This is a genomic window from Desertibacillus haloalkaliphilus (assembly GCF_019039105.1).
In the GTDB taxonomy this organism is placed as follows: Bacteria; Bacillota; Bacilli; order Bacillales; family KJ1-10-99; genus Desertibacillus; species Desertibacillus haloalkaliphilus.
The window spans coordinates 78,056-90,451 of record NZ_JAHPIV010000001.1 but is presented as its reverse complement, the minus strand read 5'-3'; the positions used below and the strand labels follow the sequence as shown (position 1 = coordinate 90,451).

The window sequence follows — 12,396 nt, the reverse complement described above, 5'->3', positions numbered from 1 at the left end:
TTAATCATCCTTTTAATTAGAATAATAGCCATAGGTTTCTGTAAGTTGTCGGTCGTCTTGATTGAAGACCATTACATGAATTCGGTACAATCCAAGCTCTGCTTCAGATGGAGTTTGATTGATCGTTACTGTTGGATAAATAAACGTGCCTTCGTAGTGACACTCGTTTGTGATTGGATCTGAATCCTCTAAATGAAGACTGCCATTGCCTTTGAGTTCACATGACTGGTACGTACCGATATCCCAACTAGAAGGATTTTCTTGGATCGCTACTAATACATCTTGTGCGACATGGATCGCCTGTAAATCATCTTCCGTTTTTGTGTTGAAATTAAACGCTTGTATAAAAAATGTCATAAATCCTGTAATGATAATCGTTAAAATGACAATCGAGGCAAGCACTTCGATCAACGTGAAGCCTTGTTGTGATGACGTTGTTTTACGACCTTCACTCAAGAGATCACCTTCTTCATTCGTTTTAGCTGTCGAGTGTTCGGGTATTATTAGAGCGTGTTTAAAAAGTGTTTTGCAATGGCTCCACACGCTGCGTGCCTGCTAGGGAAAAACCACTCCTACAGGCTTTTAAAAAGCTGCAGCGGCTCCGCTCATTGCTTCAAGTCTGTCCAAATGGGGGGGATAGCCCTTTTTGAACAGGCTCTATAACAAAAAATATCGAATTTAGTGGATGAATATCCAGCATTTGAATGATAAAATATAGTTCTGAATGACTATATTTTATGATGTATTATACTAACTTTATCTTTTCTTTGAATGTGATTAGGTTTCAGTTAGACAATAATCGTAGTAGATAAGTATAGCTGTTTTTACGCAGAAATGAAATCATAAATTAGTGGAAGTTGGATGGAGGATAGTCATGTCATTTATTTTATTTTTAGTGTTTGCATTGCTGCTTATGCTTGTTAACTTTATCGTCATAAAGAATGATCAGAAGTGGCTTGCTTTCGGTTCTGCTGTCCTTTCAAGTGCGCTGGCGCTAGTTATTACCTCCCTTTATCACGTTTGGTTCGGGTTACTAGCTCTTGTTTTGCTGTTAACTTGCTCGGTTTTAATTTTACATAAGAGAAACACGCAATTGCCTCCAGAGAATATAGGAGCCCTAAGTGCCACAGTGGGTAGCTCTGATCAAAATGCAGGTGAGTTTCAGGACCAAGAAACAGATCAACACACGGATGGACCTGCCTTACCTGAACCTGAAGGCCACGAGGAGGACCTTGTAGCCGGTCAATCAAAAGACGCTCATGTTCGTGACGAGTATCAGAGGGAGCCAGTTGACGATAGGCAAACGAAAGACGAACGTGATGAACTAGAAGCACTAAGCTTAAGGGAGGTTGAAGAAGAGCAAAGTCAAGTAGAGGTCGAAGGTGTTGAACATGAGTTGTTAACTCACCGGGGCGAGCTAAAGCAAATCGATGACTCTACCGATGAGGAAGCTTCTGTAGATGAAGAGAATGAATTGTTAGTTGCACGGATGAAATTGCTAGAAGATGTAGATGACATCGGTGCTGAGGATCAAGAAGATACGGCAGCATCAAAGCATGAACTTATCGATAGAAACGTGACTAAAGATAGGGATGAAGAAGATAAGGGTGAACAGCCTCGTCAGCGTATAGCAACGAATAGAGAGCAAATGCTAAAAGATATTGATTTGACCGACAAATAGAGGGGGATGTACGAGTGACAGATCAAGAACCAAAGCAAGCAATCGTAAAACTATGGATGCTCATCCTTCTTCAAGCTCTGCTTCTCTATTTTCTTACAATGGCTGCGATCCCAGTTGTTGAACGAATCAATGGTGGAACAACGATACCAGAAGGATCGATGCTAGCTGGAGTTCATGTTGGGGGCTTAACGGTAGAAGAAGCAGAGAAGCAGCTTCATCAACATGTAGACGATTGGAAAAAAGGTGCGCCACTTGTGGTTGAGACCGTTGCGGGAGAAGAGCTGTTCGTAACTCGTGAAGCGTTTGATTTTGAGATAGAAAAGACGATCGCGACTGTCACCGAACAACTCGAGCAGCCTTGGTATGCATTTTGGCAGCAGCCAACTGCTGTGACGATACCGATGATTGTCGATTTAGAAGGTATACATAAAGAAGTAACTGAAGGTTGGCCAGATGACATTAATAGGTCGGCTACCGTTGAACGTGTCCTGGAGCAGGCACGTTATTTACGTAATGAAGCGATTGAGGCCGTTTACGATGAGGATATGGTAGAGGAAGAAGTGCTTGCTCGTGCTACACTACCCATAACAAGCCAATTTTTATCACTCGAAAAGGTGATTGAACAAATCGATGGACATGTTATTCAACCGAATGCTAGCTTTTCGTTAGATCACGTGCTAGGTGATACGGTTGAGTTTGGCATCGATGGTCGTGAGCTTCGATTATTGGCTTCAACTCTTTACATAGCTGTGTTAGGGACGAACTTTGATATCATTGAACGTCATTCACAAGGATCGATACCTGAATATACGACACCAGGGTTAGAGGCAGATTTTCGACGTGGGGAGAGAGATCTCGTTTTCAAAAACACCAATTCAACACCTTATACGCTTTCAGCGATAAGTGATGGCCAACAATTAACGGTTGAAATTAGCGGTCGAGCGCTACAGACCTCTTTCGACTATGAAGTTGTTGATGAAGAGGAGTTTGAGCCAAGAACAATTCATCGCTACGATCCCGCACTTCCTGTTTATGCAGAAGTCATCCAGCATGATGGTGAGAATGGCTACCGAGCAACAGTGAATCGCTATAGCTATGATGATCGCGGTAAAGTGGTTAGTGAAGAATGGATCGCTACGGATTATTATCCACCGACAGCGAGAGTTGTGCTACGCTCAACTGTGACTGAGGCACCGGAGGAAACAGGAGACGGCAACGAAGAGGAACAAGATCAAGCGCAACGACCTCCAGAGGATGAAGGAGATGGTCAAGAGCGGGACGGCTCAGATCAAGAGATTCCTGGTGAAGAAGAAGATCGACTAGAAGAAGGCGAAGATGAACAGCCTGACATAGAGATTCCGATGAAAGGGCATTAGAGCCTGTTCAAAAAGGGGTGCTTTTTTAGACACGGTCCATTAGGGAAAGCAGGTGAGTGACAATGGCAAGAAAACGTTTAGGTGATTTGCTCGTTGAATCAGGGTTAATTACAGAAGAGCAATTACAGGTCGCCTTAAAGGAAAAATCACCCGATCAAAAACTAGGGGATGCGCTGTTACAGGAAGGGTACATTACCGAACAACAATTAATTGAAGTGCTTGAGTTTCAGCTTGGGATTCCTCATATTAGCTTACACCGTTATCCGATCGACACTAACCTAGTTAAGATGGTTCCAAAAGAGCTTGCAAAACGTCATAACGTCATTCCGCTAAAAAAGGAAGGAAATAAGCTGTTTGTGGCAATGGCTGATCCAATGGATTATTTCGTGATTGAAGAATTGAGAATGGCGACAGGCTTTCAGATCGAGCCTGGGATTGCAACCAAAGATGAATTAATGCGGATGATTAGCAAGCACTACGACCTTCAAGAGTCGATGGAAGAATTGATGGGGGATCTACCGACCGACGAGGACATTGAGGAAACAAGAATAACCGATGATGACTCTCCCGTTGTTCGTCTCGTCAACCAAATCATTACAAATGCGGTTACACAACGAACAAGTGACATTCACATAGATCCACAGGAAAATGAAGTTCGCGTCCGGTATCGTATTGATGGTGTGCTTCATACCGAGCGTACGCTGCCAAAGCATATGCAAAATGTCATTATTGCTCGAATTAAGATCATGTCGAATTTGAATATTACCGAAAGTCGTGTCCCACAGGATGGACGGATTAAGATGAACATTAATTTTAAGCCGGTTGATATTCGCGTGGCAACGTTACCTTCGATTTATGGTGAAAAAATTGTGATGAGGCTGCTTGATTTGAGTTCAGCGATTAATAACATTGATAAACTTGGTTTAAACAAATACAACCATTCGTTATTTATGAATATGATTACCCAGCCGAATGGGATTGTTTTAATTACGGGACCAACAGGGTCAGGGAAGTCATCGACCCTATACGCCGCACTCAACAAACTCAATACCGAGGAAGTGAACATTATTACCGTTGAAGATCCGGTTGAGTATCAGCTTGAGGGGGTTTCACAAGTCAATGTTAATGAGAATACGGGCATGACATTTGCGCGGGGATTGCGTTCAATTTTAAGGCAAGACCCAGACATTATTATGATCGGGGAAGTTCGTGACCTTGAAACGGCGCAAATTGCCGTTCGTGCGTCATTAACAGGGCACCTCGTTTTAAGTACTCTTCATACGAATGATTCGATTGCAACGATTACCCGCCTCATCGACATGGGCATTGAGCCATTTTTAGTCGCGTCATCACTTGCTGGTGTTGTCTCACAGCGTCTTGTGCGTAGAGTTTGTCGAGACTGTACTGAACCGGAACAAGCAACCGAACGTGAGAAAGAGATCTTTAAAAAACGTGGCTTAACAATCAATACAGTCAACCGTGCAAAAGGCTGTCCGAGCTGTAATATGACGGGTTACCGTGGCAGGATTGCGATTCATGAAGTCCTCCGCATCGACGATGAGATCCGTGCGATGATTATGAACAACGAACCGATTGCTGCGATTCGTCGCTATGCGTTAAAAAATGGAACGATTTTTCTCATTGATGACGGGTTAATCAAAGTGAAGCAGGGGATTACAACGACTGAGGAAATTTTACGAGTGTCACTAGCGGAATAAATAGGGGGTGAACATAATGAAAGAACAGGTTGAAGATTTACTAAAGCTCGCCTTTGAAACGAATGCATCTGATTTACACATTACCGTTGGAGCGCCACCGATTGTTCGCATCAACGGGTCGTTAAAGCAGTATGGGAAAGAAGCGCTCACTCCGAGTGAAACAGAAGCAATGGCGAGAGCACTCATTCCAGAGAAACACTGGGATGACTTTGTTGAACGAGGGGAATATGACTTTTCTTACGGAATCCCTGGTGTCTCACGTTTTCGCTTAAATGTCTATCGGCAACGCTCATGCATCAGCTTTGTTGCCAGGGTGATACCAACGAAGGTACCTAGTTTAGAAGATTTACAAATGCCAGCGGTGTTACAAACGTTAGCGGAGAAGCCACAAGGGTTAATTTTAGTGACTGGACCAACAGGATCAGGGAAATCAACAACGCTAGCAGCGATGATTGATTACATTAACCGCAACTACTCCAAGCACATCATTACGCTAGAAGATCCGATCGAGTATCTTCACAAGCATCAGCTCAGCATTATCAATCAACGGGAGGTTGGTTTTGATACTGAAAAGTTTGCGAACGGCTTACGGGCATCGTTACGTCAAGACCCCGATATTATCCTTGTCGGTGAAATGCGTGACCTAGAGACGATTTCCACTGCGATTACCGCAGCGGAAACAGGGCACCTTGTTTTAGCAACGCTTCATACGAGCAGTGCACCACAGACGATTGACCGAATCATTGATGTGTTCCCACCACATCAACAGCCACAAATTCGTATCCAGCTGGCAGCGACTCTCGTTGGCATCGTCGCCCAGCGCTTATTTCCAGCAGCAGATGGGAAAGGCCGAGTAGCTGCGACAGAAGTGCTCGTTAATCAGCCATCAGTGGCGAATCTGATCCGTAATGAGAAAAACCATCAAATTAAAAGTGTGATGCAAACGAGCCGAGCCCAAGGCATGCACACACTTGAAATGGCGATCAAGCAACTTCGTGACCAAAAGCGGATTTCAGCTGACATTGCTACACAATATTTAGGCGACGGTGAAGTGTAAGATGCCAACGTACAAATACATTGGAAAGAACCGTCGTGGTCAACGGAAGAAAGGCACCATAGAAAGCCGCTCTAAAAATCAGGCTGTCCAAATGTTAAGGGAAATGAACCTGATGCCAATTGAGATCGTTGAAACGCAGCCAAGCATATGGAAGCAAGACATCACGATCGGAAATCCCGTCAAAAGCCAGGACTTCGTCATTTACTGCCGCCAGTTCGCGACGTTAATACGAGCGGGGATTACGATTATTGATGCGACGAGAATCTTAGCGAAGCAAACAGAAAGTAAAGCATTAAAAAAAGTCCTTCAGCAAATGGACGAAGATTTACAAAAAGGTACAGCGATCTCTGCTGCGGTGGAAAAGCATCGCAAAGTCTTCCCATCAATGTTTGTGAACATGATGAAGGCTGGTGAAGCGAGTGGGAATTTGGATGAAACGCTCGACCGGCTAGCCACTTATTTTGAAAAGCAATTCCAACTCAAAAAGAAAATTCAATCAGCGATGAGCTATCCAATTGCGATCGGGCTAGTGACGGTCGGGGTTGTGATGTTTTTATTAGCTTCTGTCGTACCAACGTTTGTTGATATGTTTGCCCAATTCGACGCCCAGCTGCCTGCAATTACAGTCTTCGTCCTAGACGCAAGTGACTTCGTCCAAGCGTATTGGTGGCTGTTGATTTTAGTAATCGCCCTAATTGTTATAGGCATCATTCTTTTACAAAAACGAGATGAACGTGTCAGTTATTGGATCGGCTATATCAGTTTAAAAACTCCGCTGTTCGGGAAACTATTACAGAAAGCGGCTGTCGCAAGAATGACGCGTACGCTCTCATCATTGTTTGCAAGCTCGGTACCGATCCTGCAAGCATTAACGATCGTTGAAAAGGTCGTCGATCATCCGGTGCTTGGAAAGGTGATTTTTGAAGCGAGAGATAGCCTTGAAAAGGGGAATTCATTAGCACAGCCACTTGAAGATAGCTGGGTCTTTCCACCACTCGTATCACAAATGGTGCAAATCGGTGAAGAGACGGGATCCTTAGATTTAATGCTCGCAAAAGTGGCGGACTTTTATGAAGATGAGGTAGAACGAAGTGTCGATTCTCTAAAATCGTTAATCGAACCATTAATGATTGTGTTATTAGCCGGCATCGTCGGGACAATCGTCTTAGCGATTATGTTACCAATGTTTGAAATTTTTAACGCTTTTTAAAAAATAGCTATACAATTGGTCTATTCTATGGTATAAAATTCTAGGTAGGAAACAAAGTAGTCGTGTTTTCCTAGGTAAAAACGACGATGATAAAAAGGGACGCAAAGAACGGTTATCTTCATTTGGGCACTTGGATAACCCGGAGCGATTAGTGCAACCGACCAATTTTGTTTTGCGATGCAATATAAAATTGGTCTTTTTTATAGAACGTTGTAATGATTTTAGAAAACAAAGGAGAGAGAAGAATGATCAAACGAATGAAATTATTAAAGGATCAACGCGGTCTAACGTTGATCGAACTGTTAGCCGTTGTTGTTATTTTAGGAATCATCGCAGCGATTGCTGTGCCGGCGATTGGGAATATAATTGGGGATACGGATGATCGTGCAACCGCCTCTGATGCGTTAAATATTATCTCAGGTGCTAAGCTATATGCAGCTAGTAGTGCTGAGGCAAATAGGGATTGTGCTGATAACGACGGTTGTGATAATGATGAACTTACACGTTATATTGATGGTGTAGACTTGGATGATGTAGGGATTACTGTTGCTCGTACGGAAGCTGATTGGACGATTGATGGGCATGATGTAGCTGATTTAGATGAAATAAATGATGTTGACGGTCTTGTTACTGAACAAGAAATTATCGATTATCTAGAAGGTCTGGAAGAATAGGCAAACAGAAAGTTAAAGACGTTACAAAAATAGAGTGGGAACCTAATAAACTAGTTTCCACTCTATTTTTAAATAAGGACTGATCTCATGGAAACGATCCTTTATATTTATATATTCATCCTCGGCCTTGTCCTTGGCTCTTTTTACAATGTTGTCGGTATTCGTGTTGCTGATGGCGAATCAATTGTCAAGCCGCGCTCGCATTGTCCGCGCTGTCAGCGTACCTTATCAGCATCTGAGTTGATTCCGGTGCTATCGTATCTATTTCAGCGAGGAACGTGTAAAGGCTGCGGGACGAAGGTGTCTATCAAGTATCCGTTATTTGAAGGGCTAACGGCGTGTTTGTTTTTAGTCGCAGCCGTGCTCGTTGGCTGGACGAGTGAGTTATTAATTGCACTCCTTCTCATTTCGTTACTGGTCATCATTACGATTTCTGACTTACATAAGATGCTTATACCAAATAAAATTTTATTGTTTTTCTTTATCGTTTTCATTCCAATCACTGTGCTTATTCCACATGAGCCATGGTGGGACGGGATTGTTGGTTTTTTTGTAGGTGGCGGACTTCTCTATTTGATTGCCATCGTCAGCCGTGGTGGTATGGGGGGCGGGGATGTTAAGCTTTTTGCTGTGCTCGGGTTCATACTCGGGACGCGTGACGTGCTGTTAACATTGTTTGCTGCAACGTTTATCGGTGCTGTTGTTGGGGGAATAATGATGATGACAGGAAAAGTGAAGCGTAAAAATCCCATCCCTTTTGGTCCTTTTATTGCGATCGGTGCGCTTGTCATTTATTTCTTCGGGGAAAGCCTTTGGCATTGGTATGTACAATTTCTCTAATTGTTTTTGACAGCAGTGCTCTACCACTAGAAGGTCATATCGTTTATACTGAAATAAGATTATTACCATGTAACAAAAGGCCTAGGTGCTTATCCTAGGCTTTTCCGTTTTAGGGACCCAGACGGGCTTCCTGAACAGAGAGGATAAGCTGATTCGAGGGTTTGACGACAAAGGAGAGACCGTAGCAATGTTTACGTTTAAAGCGAATAAAAAAACGATTAGTCTAACGATCAACGATTACGTCGTTCGAATGGTTGAAAATAAAAATCATACACTGCCTGGCGTCGTGCGTACGCGTGAACGAGAGTTACCGGCGGGAATCGTCGAAAATGGGAAGGTTGTTGACGAGCTAGCCTTTGTCGGTATGATCGAGAGTTGTGTCCGCGATTGGGGCATTAAAAACAGACCAGTGCAGTTTTTTGTTCCAGATTCAACTGTGATTATGAAAAAGGTTGAGGTCCCATTAGATGTTGCTGATGATGAGGTCAATGGCTATATAATGATGGAGCTTGGTAGCTCGATTCACTTGCCGTTTTCTAATCCGGTCCTTGATGTTCATGTTTTGCCAGCAGTCGAAGGGCAAGACGTTCGTGAGGGATTTTTATTTGCGGCCCCAGAGGATGAAGTTCTTACATATACTGAATTACTAGATGAAGCAAAGCTTAAGCCTATAGCAGCCGATGTGACAGCGCTTGCGTTATATCGTTATTTTTATCAACAAGATATTGCCGCGACGAAGAGCAATTACTTGTTTGCGAAGTTCGATTTAACGACTGTGAATATTAGTATTTTTTCAGAGCATCACCCTGAATTTATTCGACATCAAACGCTTGACCTCGGAAACGATGCGTGGACAAGCAGCTATCAACAAGAAACGAAGCAGTTAAGCTGGCGTTACAAAGGGAATGAAGAAGAGATTTGGTCCAAACTTGATGATCAGCTCCAGGAGATTGAGCGAATTTTAAACTTTTACCGCTATTCGATGCACCAAGGGAACAAGCAAGTGACAAACATCATAGTCACTGGTGATCATCCGTACCTCACTGGCATTAAAGAACAGCTCGCTGAGCGTGTTGAAATTCCAGTTTCAATCACGGAAGCAAAAGAGACTGATGGAAAACAGTCATTTTCGCAAGGGTTTATAGCGACGATCGGGCTGTCGTTGAAAGAGGTGACATAACTTGTTAGTTGATATCAACTTACTTCCTAATCGTGAGAAAAAACGTCCTCTTTTTACGGTCACATTGGTCATCTTTGCACTGATTTTTATTTTGTTTACGACGGCTTTACTTGTGATGTATATGAGTCTAAAAGCAGATGTCGAATCGGCTGAACAAGAATATCACCGCCTTGTGATAGAACGAGCGGACCTTGAGGAAGAGGTTGGGATTGTTCAAGGAGAGGAAATCGGTATTCGCTTACGTGAAGCGATTGATTATACAGAAGGCCTCCAAGTACCGACGACAATCTTCATTTCAGATTTGAATATGCGCTTACCTAGCCACGGCTATTTAAGCTCGTATAATTATCAAAACCGTCAAACAGGCATTCAAGTTCAATTCGAAACATTAGAGGACGTAGCTGCATATGTGACTGAATTAGAACGGTCAGCGTTTGTTGCCGATGTGCAAATCAACTCGGTACATACGTTTGAACATGAAGGAGAGACCAACCAATTTAAGGTCATACCTCGTTATGATGTAAGTTTGTCACTGCAAGCAGATCCGCTTGAATTAAGGAAGGAGGAGAGAAGTCGTCATGGAATGGCTCATTGAAAATCGCTCTAAGCTTTTAGTCAGTCTGGCGTTTCTATTTTCATTGTTAGCGTTGTTCTATTATTTTTTTCTCCTCCCGTTAGAACATGAAAAGAGTGAATTTGAACAGTTGATCACAGCTGAAGAACGACAAATTGCGGCGTTGCGATCAGAAATTGAACGAGGAGGTGCAACGGACGCCAATCTTACACAGCTTGAACGGCAAATGCCACTTGATCGTGAGGTTGACGGGTATTTACTGTCATTAAGTGAGGTAGAGACCGTAAGTAACAGTCGAATTGAATCGATTTCCTTCAATCAATATGATGGGGCATTGGATGAGAGTGTGGTCAATTATCGGAACGAAGAACGTGAACAAGAGCAAGCAGAGGCAGGTGAGGAGCCTGGACCTGAACTAACACCGCCAGAGGGTGTGTATGTGCTCGGTTTGTCACTTCAAGTTGTTTCTCCAGATTATGATCACTTCTTATCATTTCTAGAAGAGTTAGAAACAAGAGAGCGGCTAACTTCAATCCTACAAGTTAACTTTACCCAACCAAATGAACAACAGCTCCTCTTTGCTGAAAATCCATCTGAAGTGATTGCATTCTCAGTAAATATAGAAACGTATTACTACCCTAATCAATAGGGTGTGTTCCGACAAAACTTTCAAGAACAAGGCGACAAATGTCTTGTTCTTTTTTAAACCAATTATGATACCTTCTAAAGTAGATCATTAAAAGCGGAGGAGCGAAGCGACATTGAAAAATCACAAATATCTGCAAAATCTAGTTCTATCAATCTGTTCAATATAATAGAATAGAAATAAGTAGCATGTTGACAAGCCTCTAATGTGGACAGACCGTAGAAAGGAGCTGGAGACGATGAACAAAGAGGACCGGCGAATTTCAATCAAGCTAAATGGACAAGAGCAATCGTACGAGGAAATCCAAACTGATCATCATGATAACAACGAAGAACGTACATATAACCTCACGGAAGAACAACTTCCAACTGTCGACGAACAACAGAACGAGCAACCAGACACACCTCGAACGAAAATTATTGATTTCGGCAAGAAGTTAAATCAGCGAAAGAAAAATCGTCAGCCGTTTTGGGATGATGGCAATCGTGAAAAAAGCCCTAAGCTTCCATATAAAAGGAAGAAGAAAAAGCATCGCAATCACAAACGCTTCTCATTACAGACACTTCCTGTTGGATTATTGGTTTCGGTCGTTTCTGCAATTATCGTTGGTTTAAGTTTTGGCTTTATGGTTTTAACCGTTTTTACAAATGAACCGTCCCAACAGGATGCGACTTTAAATGGGACAAGCGGAGCATTGCCTGTGACTAGTGAGTTATCTGAGGTTCCGACCCTTCAGGCAGAGGTCATACAAGGTGGCGCTTTTTCAACGTCTGTCAAAGGAAATGAAATTGTTACAAGCCTAAACCAAGCCGGTTACCCAGCTGTTTTGACTGAAGGAAGTGATCCAGTCTATATGTTTATTGGACTTGGACAAGACCGAGAGCAAGCCACGGCGATTAGTGACTACTATAAGTCACAAGGGCAAGAAACGTATATTAAATCGTTTGCCGTTCCTGCAACTGGAGCGAACATCGAAAGCACTGAAGCGGTTAACTTTTTTGTCGATGGGGTCGCGATTTGGCAAGAATTGATTGCGTTATCAGTGAATGGGATCGCAGGCAACGGCTCGTTAATTAATGCGGAAAATGTTCAGTCACTGAATGAACAACATCAGCACTGGCAGCAAACAAGTGCCGTTTTTTTTGAATCAGCTGGTGAACAAATCGAAGCAAATGCGAAGCCATTTACAGAAGCGATCGCAACTGCAGTTGAACAAGTCAGCAGTTATCAGCAACAGGGACAGGCTAGCCAGATGTGGGGTGTGCAACAATCATTATTACAGGCAATGCTCGCTTATGAAGCATTAATGGATCAGTTAAGTGTTTCATAAATCATTGCACCTAGGTACAACGTTAAAACATTGTACCTAGGGTGCCTGTCCCTCGAATGGTAGCTAAATCAGCTTAAGGTTACAGAATGTTCAAAAAATGGAGTTGCGAG

The 12,396-nt window shown here is 42.9% G+C and carries 12 protein-coding genes and 1 riboswitch; of the genes, 11 read left to right on the top strand and 1 reads right to left on the bottom strand.

The window, feature by feature from the left end; all coding sequences use genetic code 11:
• Positions 1 to 12 precede the first annotated feature (12 nt).
• The gene (locus tag KH400_RS00445; protein WP_217221186.1) at positions 13 to 456 is read right to left on the bottom strand and encodes a type IV pilus modification PilV family protein; all 444 of its coding nucleotides are present in this window, start codon (positions 454 to 456) and stop codon (positions 13 to 15) included.
• A 418-nt stretch (positions 457 to 874) separates the two neighbouring features.
• Here KH400_RS00445 and KH400_RS00440 point away from each other — a divergent pair, with 418 nt between their 5' ends.
• The 11 genes from KH400_RS00440 (at position 875) to KH400_RS00390 (ending at position 12,286) form a co-directional block, all read left to right on the top strand.
• Entirely contained in the window at positions 875 to 1,681 is an 807-nt protein-coding gene (locus KH400_RS00440) for a hypothetical protein (RefSeq protein ID WP_217221185.1), read from the top strand.
• Positions 1,682 to 1,695: 14 nt separating this feature from the next.
• Positions 1,696 to 3,057, top strand: coding sequence for a VanW family protein (locus KH400_RS26355; RefSeq protein WP_217221184.1), 1,362 nt, complete (start codon positions 1,696 to 1,698; stop codon positions 3,055 to 3,057).
• Positions 3,058 to 3,119: 62 nt separating this feature from the next.
• On the top strand, positions 3,120 to 4,775 hold the full coding sequence (locus KH400_RS00430; protein ID WP_217221183.1) for a GspE/PulE family protein: 1,656 nt from the start codon (positions 3,120 to 3,122) through the stop codon (positions 4,773 to 4,775).
• Positions 4,776 to 4,791: 16 nt separating this feature from the next.
• Positions 4,792 to 5,832 (top strand): type IV pilus twitching motility protein PilT, encoded by a 1,041-nt coding sequence (locus KH400_RS00425; protein ID WP_217221182.1) that lies wholly within the window; start codon positions 4,792 to 4,794, stop codon positions 5,830 to 5,832.
• A gap of 1 nt (position 5,833) precedes the next feature.
• The gene (locus KH400_RS00420) at positions 5,834 to 7,042 is read left to right on the top strand and encodes a type II secretion system F family protein (protein ID WP_217221181.1); all 1,209 of its coding nucleotides are present in this window, start codon (positions 5,834 to 5,836) and stop codon (positions 7,040 to 7,042) included.
• Between the two features lie 88 nt (positions 7,043 to 7,130).
• Positions 7,131 to 7,214: riboswitch (cyclic di-GMP riboswitch) on the top strand.
• A gap of 73 nt (positions 7,215 to 7,287) precedes the next feature.
• Positions 7,288 to 7,716 carry a type II secretion system protein gene (locus KH400_RS00415; RefSeq protein WP_217221180.1) on the top strand — a complete coding sequence of 143 codons (429 nt, stop codon included), beginning with the start codon at positions 7,288 to 7,290 and terminating at the stop codon, positions 7,714 to 7,716.
• A gap of 87 nt (positions 7,717 to 7,803) precedes the next feature.
• Positions 7,804 to 8,556 (top strand): prepilin peptidase, encoded by a 753-nt coding sequence (locus KH400_RS00410; RefSeq protein ID WP_217221179.1) that lies wholly within the window; start codon positions 7,804 to 7,806, stop codon positions 8,554 to 8,556.
• Positions 8,557 to 8,743: 187 nt separating this feature from the next.
• Positions 8,744 to 9,736 (top strand): type IV pilus biogenesis protein PilM, encoded by a 993-nt coding sequence (pilM, locus tag KH400_RS00405; RefSeq protein ID WP_217221178.1) that lies wholly within the window; start codon positions 8,744 to 8,746, stop codon positions 9,734 to 9,736.
• A gap of 1 nt (position 9,737) precedes the next feature.
• The gene (locus KH400_RS00400; protein ID WP_217221177.1) at positions 9,738 to 10,331 is read left to right on the top strand and encodes a PilN domain-containing protein; all 594 of its coding nucleotides are present in this window, start codon (positions 9,738 to 9,740) and stop codon (positions 10,329 to 10,331) included.
• Positions 10,315 to 10,959 (top strand): hypothetical protein, encoded by a 645-nt coding sequence (locus tag KH400_RS00395; RefSeq protein WP_217221176.1) that lies wholly within the window; start codon positions 10,315 to 10,317, stop codon positions 10,957 to 10,959. Before KH400_RS00400 ends, KH400_RS00395 begins: the two co-directional genes overlap by 17 nt.
• Before the next feature lie 235 nt (positions 10,960 to 11,194).
• Positions 11,195 to 12,286 (top strand): hypothetical protein, encoded by a 1,092-nt coding sequence (locus KH400_RS00390; RefSeq protein WP_217221175.1) that lies wholly within the window; start codon positions 11,195 to 11,197, stop codon positions 12,284 to 12,286.
• Positions 12,287 to 12,396: the final 110 nt, after the last annotated feature.